Genomic DNA, 15,236 nt, shown 5'->3' with positions numbered 1-15,236 from the left:
ACGGGGGCCGCCCGGCGGGCGCGGCCGGCCAGGCAGCATGTCCGGCACCGCACACCCCACCCACCACAGCACCTTCGGGCCCGCGACCTCGCAAGCTCGCGACCTCGTAACGGAGACACCATGCGCAACGGCGCGACCACGCCACCCGGTGGCAGACCGGCCCAGGCCCCACCGGCCACCCCTGCCCCTTCCCTGCCCGAGACGCAGAAGCGGATCCTGGTCATCCTGCTGGCGTCCCAGATCCTCAGCGGTGTCGGACTCGCGGCAGGCGTCACCGTGGCCGCCCTGCTGGCTCAGGACATGCTCCACTCCACCACCCTGGCCGGGCTGCCCAGCGCCCTGCTCACCGCGGGCTCCGCCCTCGCCGCCGTCACCATCGGCCGTATCTCCCAGTCCCGCGGCCGCCGCCCCGGCCTGGCCGCCGGCTACCTCGCGGGCGCCCTCGGCGGTGCCGGAGTCGTCCTCGCCGCCGCCCTCGCCAACCCCGCCCTGCTGTTCGTCTCCCTCTTCCTCTACGGCGCCGGCACCGCCGCCAACCTCCAGGCCCGCTACGCCGGAGCCGACCTCGCCGCCCCACGGCACCGCGCCCGCGCCCTGTCCACCGTCCTGGTCGCCACCACCCTGGGCGGCGTCATCGGCCCCAACCTCACCGCCCCCGCCGGGCACCTCGCCGCCGCCCTCGCACTGCCCCCGCTGAGCGGCCTGTTCCTCGTCTCCGGCGCCGCGTTCGCCCTGGCCGCACTGACCCTGCTGATCTGGCTGCGCCCCGACCCCCTCCTGCTCGCCCGCACCCTCCCCGCCGGACCGGAGGCCCGTGCCGCCGGATCGGAGGCCCGCCCCGCCGGATCGGAGGCCCTCCCCGCCGGACCGGAGGCCCGCCCCGCCGGACCGGAGGCCCGCCCCGCCGGACCCGAGCCGGCGGAGCACACCGCCACCGGGCCGGCCCCCGCCCTCCCGCAGCCCACCGCACACCGCCGCCCCGGCCTGCCGCTCGGCGTACTGGTCATGGTCCTCAGCCAGCTCATCATGGTCGCGATCATGACGATGACCCCCGTGCACATGCAGGACCATGGCCACGGCACCGCCGCCTCCGGCCTCGTCATAGCCCTGCACATCGGCGCGATGTATCTGCCCTCGCCGTTGACGGGAGCGCTCACCGACCGCTACGGCCCCACCGTGACGGCCACCGCCTCCGGCGTGACCCTGCTGGCCGCCGGCCTCCTCGCCGCCGCCGCGCCCGCCGACTCCGTCGTCCTGCTCGCCGTCGCTCTCACCCTGCTCGGCCTCGGATGGAACCTCGGCCTCGTCAGCGGCACGACCGTCATCACCGACGCCGTTCCGCTCGCCACGCGAGCCAAGACCCAGGGCGTGGTCGACGTCGCCATCGCCATCGCCGGGGCCACCGGCGGCATGACCTCCGGCATCGTCGTCGCCGTAGCGAGTTACCCCCTGCTCGCCCTCACCGGCGCCGCCCTCGCCCTCGCTCTCCTCCCCGCGGTCATCGTCACCGCCCGGACCTGAACCGCCTGCCCGGACGGCCGGCGCGGCGCTCACCCCCCACCCGAGCAGCCCCCACCCCGCACCGGCAGCCCCAGCACCGGCTCACCGGCAGCCCCCGCACCGGCACGCTCCGCCCATTCCCCACCCACCCGCCTCCCACCCGCCCGTTTCTCCTCCCCCCGCTTCTCTTGACACCGACGCCCCCCGCTGGCTTCATGGCCAGCACGTGGGAGCGCTCCCAAGGTCATGGGCTCCCGGCGTCTGCTCCCGCCTCGCCTCCCCGCGGACGCGAGCCGGCGCCGGGCTTCCACCACGCCTCACGCACGCCTCGTGCGACGCCCCGAGGGGCCGCTTCCCCGGTACGGCACGACCCAGATCCATCCTCCCGCGCACCCTCGTACGGAAAGGACGATCCGTTGCGCCCGCACCCCCTCACCCTTTTCGGCCGCCGCAGACGCCCCGGCACCGCCGGCGCCGCCGGCCCCCTCGCCCTCGCCGCCACCGTCACCGCCGGGCTGCTGCTGCCGCTCGCCGCCGCCGGCCCGTCGGCCGCCGCGCCCGCGTTCAACTACGGCGAGGCCCTACAGAAATCTTTGCTGTTCTACGAGGCCCAGCAGTCCGGTGAACTCCCGGACTGGAACCGGGTCGGCTGGCGCGGCGACTCCGCGCTCAACGACGGCAAGGACGTCGGCCTCGACCTCACCGGCGGGTGGTACGACGCCGGTGACCACGTCAAGTTCGGCCTGCCGATGGCGTATTCGGCGACCGTCCTGGCGTGGGGCGGGCTGGAGGAGCGCGCCGCCTACACCGACACCGGTCAGTGGGGCCATCTGAAGAACAACCTCCGGTTCGTCAACGACTACTTCGTCAAGGCCCATCCCTCGCCCAACGTGCTCTACGGGCAGGTCGGGCACGGCGGCAAGGACCACGCCTGGTGGGGGCCCGCCGAGGTCATGCCGATGGAGCGTCCCGCGTTCAAGATCGACGCCTCCTGCCCGGGCTCCGACCTCGCCGGGCAGACCGCCGCCGCGATGGCCGCCTCCTCGATGGTCTTCAAGGACAGCGACGCCGCCTACGCCGACAAGCTGCTCACCCACGCCAAGCAGCTCTACGCCTTCGCCGACACCTACCGCGGCGAGTACAGCGACTGCATCACCGACGCGCAGAGCTACTACAACTCCTGGAGCGGGTACCGCGACGAGCTGGTGTGGGGCGCGATCTGGCTGCACAAGGCCACCGGCGACCCCGCCTATCTCGCCAAGGCCGAGAGCTACTACGACAACCTCTCCACCGAACCCCAGACCTCCACCCGCTCCTACCGCTGGACCCTCTCCTGGGACGACAGCTCCTACGGCGCCTACGTCCTGCTCGCCCAGCTCACCGGCAAGCAGAAGTACATCGACGACGCCAACCGCTGGCTGGACTGGTGGACCGTCGGCGTGAACGGCAGCCGGGTGCGCTACTCGCCCGGCGGACAGGCCGTCCTCGACAGCTGGGGCTCCCTGCGCTACGCCGCCAACACCGCGTTCGCCGCGCTCGTCTACTCGGACTGGCTCACCGGCGACCCCACGCGCAAGGCCCGCTACCACGACTTCGCCGTCCGGCAGATCAACTACGCCCTCGGTGACAATCCGCGCAAGGCGAGTTACGTCGTCGGGTTCGGGGTCAATCCGCCGACCAAACCCCATCACCGTACGGCGCACGGGTCCTGGTCCGACCAGATCACCAACCCCGCCGACAGCCGGCACGTGCTGTACGGCGCCCTCGTCGGCGGTCCCAGCGCGGCCGACGACGCCTACACCGACGACCGGCAGAACTACGTCAACAACGAGGTCGCCACCGACTACAACGCGGCCTTCACCGGTGCCCTCGCCCGCCTCCACGCCGAGTACGGCGGCGCCCCGCTGAGCGACTTCCCCGAGCCCGAGACACCCGACGGTCCGGAGATGTCCGTGCAGGCCTCGGTGAACGCCTCCGGCGCCAACTTCACCGAGATCAAGGCCTATCTCGTCAACAAGTCCGCCTGGCCCGCCCGCGCCCTCACCGACAGCTCCCTGCGCTACTACTTCACCCTGGAGCCGGGGGTCCAGCCGAGCCAGATCAGCGTCACCACCAACTACAACCAGTGCGGGCCGGTCTCCGGGCCCACCCGGCACGCGGGCGACGTCTACTACGTCACCGTGGACTGCTCCGACACCGTCATCGCACCCGCCGGCCAGTCCGCGTACCGCAAGGAGGTGCAGTTCCGGATCAGTTCCGCCGGTGCCTGGAGTCCCGGCAACGACTGGTCGTACCAGCGGATCGCCACCACCCCGGGCAGCACCCCGGTGGACGCCCCCAACATCGTCCTGCTGGAGGGCGCACAGCGGCAGTGGGGCACACCGCCGGCCTCGGACGGAAGCACCCCCGATCCGGAACCGACCCCGACACCCACCCCCACGCCGACCCCGACTCCCACGCCCACGCCCACTCCCACTCCCACCCCGACCCCCACACCCGCCGAAGGCTGCGCCGTCACCTACACCGTCGGCTCCTCCTGGAACGGCGGATTCACCGCCGAGGTGCGGGTGCGGAACACCGGGACCACGGCCGTGAACGGATGGAAGCTCGGCTTCTCCTTCAAGGGCACCGAGAAGGTCACCAACGCCTGGAACGCCACGCTCACCCAGTCCGGAGCCGACGTCACCGCCTCCCATGCCGGGCACAACGCCGCCCTGCCCGCGGGCGGTACGGCGAGCTTCGGCTTCCAGGCGAGCGGGACTCCGGCGGGCGCGCCCACCGCGTTCACGCTCAACGGCCGTACCTGCACCACCTGATTGCCTTCTGTCCCCATCCGGTTCTCATCCGACCTCCATATGACCCCCGCCCAACCCGTTCCCGCAACTTTTCGGGAGCGCTCCCAATTCCCTTGTCCGGCTTGCTCGTTGATCGGGCGGGTCGGACTCATCCCGCTGACCTGCGACTTCGAAATCCATTCGACGGATTCGTGTCCACAGGGTTGTCAGGGGCATGGACGGACTCCTACAGTCGCGTCCGAAACCGGTGGGGTGGGAGCGCTCCCATCAGTGGGGAGATGGGAGCGCTCCCGACACCCGAAAAACCGCACAGCGTCCCCTGTCGAAATCCGGTTCCCTCGGAGAGAGGCCCCGCATGCGATCGTCACCGCACCGCCTCCGCACCGCCCGCGCCCTGTTCGGCGCGCTCCTCACCGCTCTGACCACCCTCGCGGCGCTGCTCGTCGGCAGCGCGCCCGCCCAGGCGGACACGCTGATCTGCGAGCAGTACGGATCGACCGTGATCCAGGGCCGCTACGTCGTCCAGAACAACCGCTGGGGCACCAGCGCCACCCAGTGCGTCACCGCCACCGACACCGGCTTCCGGCTCACCACGGCCGACGGTTCGGTGCCGACCAACGGCGCCCCCAAGTCGTACCCGTCCGTCTTCAACGGCTGCCACTACACGAACTGTTCGCCGGGGACCAACCTCCCCGCGCAGATCAGCTCCATCTCCAGCGCGCCGAGCAGCATCTCGTACGGCTACGTCTCCAACGCCGTGTACAACGCCTCGTACGACATCTGGCTGGACCCGACGCCCCGCACCGACGGCGTCAACCGGACCGAGATCATGATCTGGTTCAACCGGGTCGGCTCGATCCAGCCGATCGGCTCCCGCGTCGCCACCGCCACCGTCGGCGGGCGCAGCTGGGAGGTGTGGACCGGCAGCAACGGGTCCAACGACGTGATCTCCTTCGTCGCCCCGTCGGCGATCTCCAGCTGGAGCTTCGACGTCATGGACTTCGTCGACGAGACCGTCGCCCGCGGCATGGCGCAGAGCAACTGGTACCTGACGAGCGTTCAGGCCGGGTTCGAGCCGTGGCAGAACGGCGCCGGGCTCGCGGTGAACTCCTTCTCCTCCGCCGTGAACCTCGGTGGCGGCGGCGGCCCCGGTGACCCGGGCGACCCGGCGGCCGGCTGCCAGGTGGCGTACGACACCAACGTCTGGCAGGGCGGCTTCACCGCCAACGTGACCGTGAAGAACACCGGCACCACCGCCGTCGACAACTGGAAGCTGGGCTTCACGCTGCCGTCCGGACAGCGGATCACCAGCGCCTGGAACGCGACCCTGTCCGGGTCGTCGGGCGCCGTCACGGCGAGCCCCGTCGCGCACAACGCGCGGCTCGCGGCCGGTGCCAGCCAGACCTTCGGGTTCCAGGGCACCTACAGCGGCAACTTCGCCGAGCCCTCCGCGTTCACCCTGAACGGCACCACCTGTTCCGTCGCCTGACCGGCGGCGCACCGACCCGCTCCGGGCTCCGCCCTGCGCCGACAGGGCGGACCCCGGAGCGTTCCAACCCCCCGCCCCTCCGGCCCGCACCCGGAAAGGCCAGCCCGTCATGACCCCGCTCCTCCCCGCGGCCCGCGCATCCGCGGCGCCCGCGCGCCCCTTACGCTCCGCCCGCTCCGCACGCCGTACCGCCTTCGTCGCCGCGCTGTGCGCCGCCGCGCTCGCCGTGACCGGGCTGACCGCCGCCGCCCCGCCGGAGCGGGACACTCCGCGGGCCGCCGCCGTCCTGCCGTACCAGGACCCGTCGCTGCCCGTGCCCCAGCGGGTCGACGACCTGCTGGGCCGGATGACGCTGGACGACAAGCTCGGCCAGATGACCCAGATCGAGAAGGACGCCCTCGTCCCGCAGTCCGACCTCGCCACCTACCGCATCGGCTCGGTGCTCTCCGGCGGCGACTCCACGGTCAGCCCCAACAACGCCCAGACCTGGGCCGACACCTACGACTCCCTCCAGCGCACCGCCCTGACCACCCCGCTGGGCATCCCGATGATCTACGGCATCGACGCGGTGCACGGCCACAACGCGGTGCGCGGCGCGACGATCTTCCCGCACAACATCGGCCTCGGCGCCACCCGCGACCCCGCGCTCGTGCAGCGGATCGGGCGCGCGGTCGCCGAGGAGGTGGCCGGCACCGGCATCGACTGGTCCTTCGCGCCCTGTCTGTGCGTGGCCCGCAACGACCGCTGGGGCCGCACCTACGAGTCGTTCGGCGAGACGCCCGAACTGCCCACCGCCATGACGTCGTTCATCACCGGCCTCCAGGGCGGCACCCTGGGCGGCGACCCGGCCTCCGTGCTCGCCACCGCCAAGCACTACCTCGGCGACGGCGGCACCACCGGCGGAGTCGACCAGGGCAACACCCAGCTCACCGAGGCGGAGCTGCGCGCGATCCACCTGCCGCCCTTCAAGGAGGCGGTCAAGCGCGGCGTGGGCTCGGTGATGCTGTCCTACAGCAGCTGGAACGGGGTGCGCTCGCACGCCCACAAGTACCTGGTCACCGACGTACTCAAGGGCGAGCTGGGCTTCACCGGGTTCGTCGTCTCCGACTGGGCCGCCGTCGACCAGCTCGACGGGCAGACCGGGTTCACCGGCGCCGAGATCGCCACCGCCGTGAACGCGGGCGTCGACATGGTGATGGTCCCGCACGACTACAAGAAGTTCCTGAGCCTGCTGCGCGGCGAGGTCACCGCGGGCCGGGTGTCCATGGCGCGGATCGACGACGCCAACCGGCGCATCCTGACGAAGAAGTTCCAACTCGGCCTGTTCGAGCGGCCGTTGACCGACCGGTCGTACACCTCCACGGTCGGCTCGGCCGCCCACCGCACCCTCGCCCGGCAGGCGGTGCGCGCCTCGCAGGTGCTGCTCAAGAACGACGGCAACATCCTGCCGCTGCCGAAGACGGGCAAGCTGTTCGTCGCCGGGAAGTCCGCCGACGACATCGGCAACCAGAGCGGCGGCTGGACCCTCGGCTGGCAGGGCCGCAGCGGTCCCGTGACCGAGGGCACGACCGTCCTCCAGGGCATCCGGTCCGCCGTGGCCGACTCCTCCCGGGTCACCTACGACCGGTACGGCAACGGCATCGACGGCAGTTACACGGCCGCCGTGGCCGTCGTAGGGGAGACCCCGTACGCGGAGATGCGCGGCGACCGCCCCGACGGCATGGGCCTCGACCAGGAGGACCTGCAGACCCTGGCCCGGCTGAAGGCGAGCGGGGTGCCCGTCGTGGTGGTGCTGGTCTCCGGCCGGCCGCTGGACATCGCGGCCCAACTGCCTGACTGGAAAGCCTTGTTGGCGGCCTGGCTGCCCGGGACCGAGGGCGGCGGAGTGGCGGACGTGCTGTTCGGCGACCACGCGCCGACCGGCAAGCTGCCCATGAGCTGGATGCGCAGCGCCTCCCAGCAGCCCGTCAACGACGGCGACGGCAAGAGCCCGCTCTTCCCCTACGGGCACGGCCTGACCTACGGCACGAACCCCGGCCCGGACCCGGATCCCGATCCCGACCCGACCCCGGCCAAGGCCTGCACCGCCACCCACAAGCTGGTCAACTCCTGGCCGGGCGGCCACCAGGCGGAGGTCACCGTCAAGAACACCGGCACCGGCCCGATCACGGGCTGGACGGTCGACTGGGACCTGGGCGGCGCGACCGTCACCAGCCTCTGGAACGGCACCCACACGGTCGCGAACGGCCGGATCACGGTCCGCAACACCGGCACCAACGGCACCCTCGCCGCCGGCGCCACCACCTCGTTCGGCTACACGGCGAACGGCACCGCGGGCACCCCCGCCCCGCGCTGCACACCCGCCTGAACCGGACCCACGGTTCTCCCCACCGGTCGATCCCGCGGACGTCCCCACCCCGTCGCCCGCACCCCCGCACTCGAGGAGAGCACATGACAGACCGGACCAGGCGCAGGGGCGCCCGCCCGCGCCGACCGCACCGCAGGCGGGCGGCGGCGCTGGCCACCGCGCTGAGCACCCTGCTGCTGGGGGCCGCGGCCCAGCTGTCCGCGCCCCAGGCGTCCGCCGCCGAGGCACACGTCGACAACCCGTTCGCCGGAGCCTCGTTCTACCTGAACCCGGACTACGCCCGCCTCGTGGACGGGTCCATCGCCAAGACCTCCGACGCCACGCTCAAGGCGAAGATGGAGAAGGTCAAGAGCTATCCGACGGCGGTCTGGCTGGACCGGATCGCCGCCATCCACGGCGGCGACGCCAACGCGGGCCGCAAGAGCCTCGCCGACCACCTCGACCTGGCGCTCGCGCAGAAGAAGCCCGGGCAGCCGCTCGTCGCCACCTTCGTCGTGTACGACCTGCCGGGCCGCGACTGCGCCGCGCTCGCCTCGAACGGTGAACTTCCCCTCACCGCCGAGGGCCTGGCGCGCTACAAGAGCGAGTACATCGACGAGATCGCCAAGGTCTTCGCCAACCCCAAGTACCAGGACATCCGCATCACCACGGTCATCGAGCCGGACGGCCTGCCGAACCTGGTCACCAACCTCTCCGACCCGGAGTGCGCCCAGGCCAAGAGCAGCGGCATCCAGGTCGACGCGATCCGGTACGCGCTGAACAAGCTGCACGCCATCCCGAACGTGTACACGTACATGGACTTCGCCCACTCGGGCTGGCTCGGCTGGGACAACAACCTCTCCCAGACCACCCAGCTCTACACGGACGTCGTCAAGGGCACCACGGACGGCCTGCGCAGCGTGGACGGGCTGATCACCAACGTCTCCAACTACACGCCGCTCGCCGAGCCGTTCCTCCCCGACCCGAACAAGACGGTCGGCGGCAACCAGATCCGGTCCGGCAAGTACTACGAGTGGAACCCGAACTTCGACGAGTCGGACTTCACCAAGGCCGTGCACGCCGCGCTGGTGGCGCAGGGCTGGCCCGCCTCCACCGGCATGGTCGTCGACACCTCCCGCAACGGCTGGGGCGGCGCGGGGCGGCCGACCGCCGAGTCCACCAGCACGGTCCTCGACACCTACGTCAGCCAGTCCAAGGTGGACCGCCGCACCCACCGCGGCCTGTGGTGCAACGTGAACGGCGCGGGACTCGGGCAGCCCCCGCAGGCCTCGCCCTCCGGCTACCCGGACTCGCACCTCGACGCCTTCCTGTGGATCAAGCCGCCGGGGGAGTCGGACGGCGCGAGCAAGGACATCCCGAACGAGGAGGGCAAGCGCCCCGACCCGATGTGCAACCCGGACTACACGGCGCCCAACGCGGGCGGCAACCCGACCGGCGCGATGCCCGACGCGCCGCTCGCCGGGCACTGGTTCCACGACCAGTTCTCGATGCTGGTCCGGAACGCGTACCCGGCCGTGCCCACCGACGGCGGCGGCAACCCGGACCCGTCCGACACCACGGCCCCGACCGCGCCGACCGGTCTGCGGGCCACCGCGAAGACCGCGTCCAGCGTCTCCCTGGCCTGGACGGCGGCCACCGACAACGTGGGCGTCACCGGCTACGACGTCTACCGCGACGGCACCAAGGTCAGCGCCTCGCCCGTCACCGGGACCATGTTCACCGACACCGGGCTGAGCGCCGCCACGGCGTACAGCTACACCGTGCGCGCCCGGGACGCCGCGGGGAACGTCTCCGCGGCCTCGACCGCGCTGAGCGTCACCACCGAGGCGGGCGGCGGCAGTCCCGACCCGGTCGGCGGTCTCAAGGTCACCTACAAGAACAACGACGCCTCGGCCACCGACAACGGCATCCGCCCCGGCCTGCGGATCGCCAACACCGGCAGCGCCTCCGTGGACCTCACCAAGGTCACCGCCCGCTACTACTTCACGCGTGACGGCGGCTCGTCCACCGTGAACGCCTTCTGCGACTACGCGGGCGTGGGCTGCTCCAACCTCACGCTGCGGGTGGTGCCGCTGAGCACGCCGGTCGCGGGCGCGGACGCCTACCTGGAGGTCGGCTTCAAGAGCGGCACCCTGGCCGCCGGCAAGGACACCGGCGACCTCCAGCTGCGCATGGCCAAGTCCGACTGGTCCGCGTTCGACGAGGCCGGCGACTACAGCCGTACGACCGCCACCTCCTACGCCGACGCCCCGAAGATCCCCGCCTACCTGAGCGGCGCCCTGGCGTGGGGCACCCCGCCGGCCTCCTGACCGGCCCCGAACCCCCGAGGAGACCCACACAACCCCACCACCATCACAGGAGACACGATGGCGAGAACCAACAAACGATCACTGTCCTTACTGGCGGTGCTGGCCACCTTGCTCAGCGGCCTCGGCCTGGCCCTGATCGGCCAGGGCAGCGCGCAGGCGCACGGCGTGACGATGATGCCCGGATCGCGGACCTACCTCTGCTATCTGGACGCCAAGACCAGCACCGGCGCCCTCGACCCGACGAACCCCGCGTGCAAGGCCGCGCTCGCCGAGAGCGGTTCGACGGCCCTGTACAACTGGTTCGCCGTGCTCGACTCCAACGCGGGCGGACGCGGTCCGGGTTACGTCCCGGACGGCAAGATCTGCAGCGCCGGTGACCGCTCCCCGTACAACTTCACCGGCTACAACGCCGCCCGCGCGGACTGGCCCCGGACGCACCTGACCTCCGGGGCGACGATCCGCATCAAGCACAGCAACTGGGCGCACCACCCGGGCAGCTTCCGGGTGTACGTCTCCAAGCCCGGCTACTCGCCCACCAAGCCCCTGGGCTGGGGCGACCTCGAGCTGATCCAGACGGTCACCAACCCGCCGCAGTCGGGTTCGGTGGGTTCGGACTCCGGCCACTACTACTGGGACCTGAAGCTGCCCTCGGGCCGCTCGGGTGACGCGATGATGTTCATCCAGTGGGTGCGCTCGGACAGCCAGGAGAACTTCTTCTCCTGCTCCGACATCGTCTTCGACGGCGGCAACGGCGAGGTGACCGGCATCCGCGGCTCGGGGAGCACCCCGACCCCGAACCCGACGCCGACCCCCACTCCGACGCCGACCCCGACCCCGACGCCCACGCCGACCCCGACCGACCCGCACACCGGGTGCATGGCCCTCTACAAGGTGACGAACTACTGGAGCGGCGGCTTCCAGGGGTCCGTCGAGGTGATGAACCACAACACCACCGCGCGTGAGGGCTGGGCCGTGCGCTGGCAGCCGGGCGACGGAACCAAGATCAGCCAGGTCTGGAACGGCACGCTCAGCACCGGCTCGGACGGCACGGTGACGGTGAAGAACGCCGACCACAACCGCACCATCCCGCCGGACGGCACGGTGACGTTCGGCTTCACCGCAACCTCGACCGGGAACAACCTGCCGGTCGGCTCGGTGACCTGCGTCAACCCGTAACACCCGCACGACCCGGCGACACCCTGCACCATCCGGAAACGGCGGCGCCGGCTCCCGCACCCGCGGGGGCCGGCGCTGTCGTGTGTGCGCTTGTGATGTGGGCGGCGGGCTCAGGCGGTGAGCGCGTCGGCGTGGTCGTTGACCGGCTGCGGGGTGCCCGTCAGATCGAGCACGAACAGCGGCACGCCGAGGGTGTCGGCGCGGGCGCGGGCCTGGTCGGTGTACCCGGCGAGGGAGAAGTAGACGCAGATCGCGGACTCCGTCATCGCGGCCAGCCACAGGCACTCCACGTCACGTGGCTCCGCCGGGCGCAGGGTGGGGTCCACCTGGGCCAGCAGGCCGGTCGCGGCGAGCGCGACGCCGGACGGCGGGCGCAGAACCGCGCGGCGTACGTCCCGGTGGCCGAGCCAGCGCAGATAGAGGGCGGCGGCGGTGACCGCGTCGCGGGCGGTGCGGATGGTGACGGGCTGGAAGGCGGGGCGCACCGGCTCGGCGGGGTCCTCGCACGCGGCGGTGTGCGTGCCCGCCACCGGGATGCGCAGCACCGTGCCGCAGGGGCAGCCCAGCTCGGGGTGGGGCCACTGGGTGGGGCGGTCGCAGGCGGCGCAGCGCACGGTCACCCACTCCTCGTCCCAGGAGCGGTGGGTGACGGGCGCCGCCGGGGTGCGCGGATCGAGGGGCGGTGCGACGGGGGCTCCGCACGCGCATGGATAGCTCTGCGCGGCGAACAGATGGGCGCGCCGGCAGACCGGACAGCGCACCGACACGCTCTGGGACATGCCCCCATCGTCCACCGGCGGGGCCCCGCCTGTCCGCCGGTCAGGACGTCTCTTGACGGCTTTCGCTCACCCCCATACATTGCTTCCAGATAGTAGAAGTTGGTTTCCGCGATACGGAAAAGCAAGCGGAAAGCAAGAAACACAGCGACCGGACATCCGGAAGGTGCTCACCGCGGGGCGCGACGGGAGTGCGTATCCGACAGCCGAAGCAGGAGTTCCCATGGCTCGTATGACCGCTGCCCGCGCGGCAGTTGAGATCCTCAAGCGCGAGGGCGTCAGTGACGCGTTCGGTGTGCCGGGCGCAGCGATCAACCCGTTCTACGCGGCGCTCAAGGCCTCCGGCGGTATCAACCACACCCTCGCCCGCCATGTCGAGGGCGCCTCCCACATGGCGGAGGGCTACACCCGCACCCACCCCGGCAACATCGGCGTCTGCATCGGCACCTCGGGCCCGGCCGGCACCGACATGATCACCGGCCTCTACTCGGCGATCGGCGACTCCATCCCGATCCTGTGCATCACCGGACAGGCCCCGACCGCGGTGATCCACAAGGAGGACTTCCAGGCCGTCGACATCGCCTCGATCGCCAAGCCGGTCACCAAGATGGCGGTGACCGTCCTGGAAGCCGCGCAGGTCCCCGGCGTCTTCCAGCAGGCCTTCCACCTGATGCGCTCCGGCCGCCCCGGCCCGGTCCTGATCGACCTGCCGATCGACGTCCAGCTCACCGAGATCGAGTTCGACCCGGAGACCTACGAGCCGCTGCCGGTTTACAAGCCCGCCGCGTCCCGCGCCCAGATCGAGAAGGCGATCGGCATGCTGAACGCCGCCGAGCGCCCGCTGATCGTCGCGGGCGGCGGTGTCATCAACGCCGACGCGGCCGACCTGCTCGTCGAGTTCGCCGAACTGACCGGCACCCCGGTCGTGCCCACCCTGATGGGCTGGGGCGTCCTGCCCGACGACCACGAGCTGAACGCCGGCATGGTGGGCCTGCAGACCTCGCACCGCTACGGCAACGCGACGTTCCTGGAGTCCGACTTCGTCCTCGGCATCGGCAACCGCTGGGCCAACCGCCACACCGGCAAGCTCGACGTCTACACCGCCGGCCGGAAGTTCGTCCACGTCGACGTGGAGCCGACCCAGATCGGCAAGATCTTCGCCCCGGACTACGGCATCGCCTCCGACGCGAAGGCCGCCCTGGAGCTGTTCGTCGAGGTGGCCAAGGAGCTGAAGGCCGAGGGCAAGCTGCCCGACCGCTCCGCCTGGGCCGCGTCCGCGCAGGAGAAGAAGGCGACCCTGCTGCGCCGTACGCACTTCGACGACATCCCGATCAAGCCGCAGCGCGTCTACGAGGAGATGAACAAGGCCTTCGGCCCGGAGACCCGGTACGTCTCCACCATCGGCCTCTCCCAGATCGCCGGCGCGCAGATGCTGCACGTCTACCGGCCCCGCCACTGGATCAACTGCGGCCAGGCCGGCCCGCTCGGCTGGACCATCCCGGCCGCGCTCGGCGTCGCCAAGGCCGACCCGGAGGCGCAGGTCGTCGCCCTCTCCGGCGACTACGACTTCCAGTTCATGATCGAGGAGCTGGCGGTCGGCGCGCAGCACAAGATCCCGTACGTCCACGTCCTGGTCAACAACTCCTACCTCGGCCTGATCCGCCAGGCGCAGCGGGCGTTCGACATCGACTTCCAGGTCAAGCTGGAGTTCGAGAACATCAACTCGCCCGAGCTGGGCGTCTACGGCGTCGACCACGTCAAGGTCGCCGAGGGCCTGGGCTGCAAGGCGATCCGGGTGACCGACCCGAGCGAACTGGGCGCCGCCTTCGAGCAGGCGAAGAAGCTGGCCGCCGAGTACCGGGTGCCGGTCGTCGTCGAGGCGATCCTGGAGCGGGTCACCAACATCTCGATGTCCACGACCAACGACATCAGCAACGTCGTCGAGTTCGAGGAGATCGCGACCGAGCCGGGCCACGCCCCGACGTCGCTGCGGACCCTGAAGGCGTAAGGCGCGAAAGAAGGCGTGAGGCTCACGACGTAAGGCTCAAGCGGCAAGGGCGGCTCATCCGGGGGGTGGGCCGCCCTTCCGCATGCCCGCACGCCGCATCCCCGCCCCCGCAGATGGGTGCCGCGCCGCCGTGGCCCCAGGAGGGGCTGGTGCCCGTACGTCCGCCACCTCGACGCGGGACAGCAGACCCGCCCGGTGGGCGAACCGCGGCACGAGCGCCTTCATGACGGTCTCGCCGTGCAGGGCGACGGCCGGCAGCTTGTCGTGGTCGGGCAGGCCGTACCGACGGACCGGTAGCGGGTGCCGGCCCGCAGGGCCGCCAGCTCGCGCCGGGCGGCCCGCGTCGGGCCGAGGAACGGCCGGCTCTGCAGTCCGGCCTCGGCGAGCGGGACGCGGGTCAGGGCCACGGCCGGCCGGACGTCCGGGTGGCGCATGAGCCGGCGTGGCCGCAGCGGCCGGTCCAGGGCGGAGTGCACGACGTCCTCGAAGGGCGGGGGAGTTCGGCGGTCGCGGCGTGCCAGGGCACCGCGCGGACCGTGCCCGGCGGTCCGGGTTCCACCATGCCCCGCAGATGGAGTGCCACCAGAGCGACGGTGACGGCGGCGCGCGGGCCGCCCCGCAGCAGCGCGATCTCGTGCGGCGCCAGGGCCGCCGTACCGTCGCTCATGGCTTCACCCCCGTGCCGGGGCCCGCCGCCCCCGTGCCGGCGGGCCCCGTGACAGCACTGTGCCCGCCCCCGGGGGCCGGTCACGCCTCCCGGGGGCGGGTTCAGAGGTTGATTTGAGGGTGTCGTAGCGGCCGTACGACCGCTGACG

9 protein-coding genes are annotated in these 15,236 nt (G+C 71.7%); 7 read left to right on the top strand and 2 right to left on the bottom strand.

The genetic code is table 11. The annotated features are described in order from the left end of the window. Window positions 1–120: 120 nt before the first annotated feature. From ACIG0D_RS07710 to ACIG0D_RS07685, 6 genes are all read left to right on the top strand, one after another. A complete protein-coding gene (locus tag ACIG0D_RS07710; RefSeq protein ID WP_399797003.1) occupies window positions 121–1,521 on the top strand; it encodes an MFS transporter in 1,401 nt (466 codons plus the stop codon). A gap of 395 nt (window positions 1,522–1,916) precedes the next feature. After that, a complete protein-coding gene (locus tag ACIG0D_RS07705; RefSeq protein WP_399797001.1) occupies window positions 1,917–4,316 on the top strand; it encodes a glycoside hydrolase family 9 protein in 2,400 nt (799 codons plus the stop codon). Window positions 4,317–4,650: 334 nt separating this feature from the next. Next, entirely contained in the window at window positions 4,651–5,784 is a 1,134-nt protein-coding gene (locus tag ACIG0D_RS07700) for a cellulose binding domain-containing protein (protein ID WP_399797000.1), read from the top strand. Between the two features lie 109 nt (window positions 5,785–5,893). After that, a complete protein-coding gene (locus ACIG0D_RS07695) occupies window positions 5,894–8,152 on the top strand; it encodes a glycoside hydrolase family 3 N-terminal domain-containing protein (RefSeq protein WP_399796998.1) in 2,259 nt (752 codons plus the stop codon). An 83-nt stretch (window positions 8,153–8,235) separates the two neighbouring features. Then, window positions 8,236–10,461: a glycoside hydrolase family 6 protein gene (locus ACIG0D_RS07690; protein WP_399796997.1), complete on the top strand. Its 2,226-nt coding sequence runs from the start codon at window positions 8,236–8,238 to the stop codon at window positions 10,459–10,461. Window positions 10,462–10,518: 57 nt separating this feature from the next. Then, the gene (locus ACIG0D_RS07685) at window positions 10,519–11,637 is read left to right on the top strand and encodes a lytic polysaccharide monooxygenase (protein WP_399796995.1); all 1,119 of its coding nucleotides are present in this window, start codon (window positions 10,519–10,521) and stop codon (window positions 11,635–11,637) included. A gap of 110 nt (window positions 11,638–11,747) precedes the next feature. On the opposite strand, the gene ACIG0D_RS07680 is transcribed toward ACIG0D_RS07685, so the two are convergent. Further along, complete coding sequence (locus ACIG0D_RS07680) at window positions 11,748–12,416, bottom strand: hypothetical protein (protein ID WP_399796994.1); 669 nt, start codon at window positions 12,414–12,416, stop codon at window positions 11,748–11,750. 220 nt (window positions 12,417–12,636) lie between these two features. Here ACIG0D_RS07680 and gcl point away from each other — a divergent pair, with 220 nt between their 5' ends. Beyond that, window positions 12,637–14,421 carry a glyoxylate carboligase gene (gene gcl / locus ACIG0D_RS07675; RefSeq protein WP_399796993.1) on the top strand — a complete coding sequence of 595 codons (1,785 nt, stop codon included), beginning with the start codon at window positions 12,637–12,639 and terminating at the stop codon, window positions 14,419–14,421. Window positions 14,422–14,818: 397 nt separating this feature from the next. On the opposite strand, the gene ACIG0D_RS07670 is transcribed toward gcl, so the two are convergent. Continuing rightward, window positions 14,819–15,088 carry a hypothetical protein gene (locus tag ACIG0D_RS07670; protein ID WP_399796991.1) on the bottom strand — a complete coding sequence of 90 codons (270 nt, stop codon included), beginning with the start codon at window positions 15,086–15,088 and terminating at the stop codon, window positions 14,819–14,821. Window positions 15,089–15,236: the final 148 nt, after the last annotated feature.

It is taken from the genome of Streptomyces sp. NPDC052773, from assembly GCF_044547145.1.
Taxonomy (GTDB): domain Bacteria; phylum Actinomycetota; class Actinomycetes; order Streptomycetales; family Streptomycetaceae; genus Streptomyces.
Note: the sequence above shows the minus strand (reverse complement) of the source record. Positions and strands in the feature narration are given on the sequence as shown.

What these genes read in the sequence shown, in the direction of transcription:
- ACIG0D_RS07710 (WP_399797003.1), top strand. Translation starts at nt 121, where the DNA reads ATGCGCAACGGCGCGACCACGCCACCCGGTGGCAGACCGGCCCAGGCC.
- ACIG0D_RS07700 (WP_399797000.1), top strand. Translation starts at nt 4,651, where the DNA reads ATGCGATCGTCACCGCACCGCCTCCGCACCGCCCGCGCCCTGTTCGGC.
- ACIG0D_RS07695 (WP_399796998.1), top strand. Translation starts at nt 5,894, where the DNA reads ATGACCCCGCTCCTCCCCGCGGCCCGCGCATCCGCGGCGCCCGCGCGC.
- ACIG0D_RS07690 (WP_399796997.1), top strand. Translation starts at nt 8,236, where the DNA reads ATGACAGACCGGACCAGGCGCAGGGGCGCCCGCCCGCGCCGACCGCAC.
- ACIG0D_RS07685 (WP_399796995.1), top strand. Translation starts at nt 10,519, where the DNA reads ATGGCGAGAACCAACAAACGATCACTGTCCTTACTGGCGGTGCTGGCC.
- ACIG0D_RS07680 (WP_399796994.1), bottom strand. Translation starts at nt 12,416, where the DNA reads ATGTCCCAGAGCGTGTCGGTGCGCTGTCCGGTCTGCCGGCGCGCCCAT.
- gcl (WP_399796993.1), top strand. Translation starts at nt 12,637, where the DNA reads ATGGCTCGTATGACCGCTGCCCGCGCGGCAGTTGAGATCCTCAAGCGC.
- ACIG0D_RS07670 (WP_399796991.1), bottom strand. Translation starts at nt 15,088, where the DNA reads ATGAGCGACGGTACGGCGGCCCTGGCGCCGCACGAGATCGCGCTGCTG.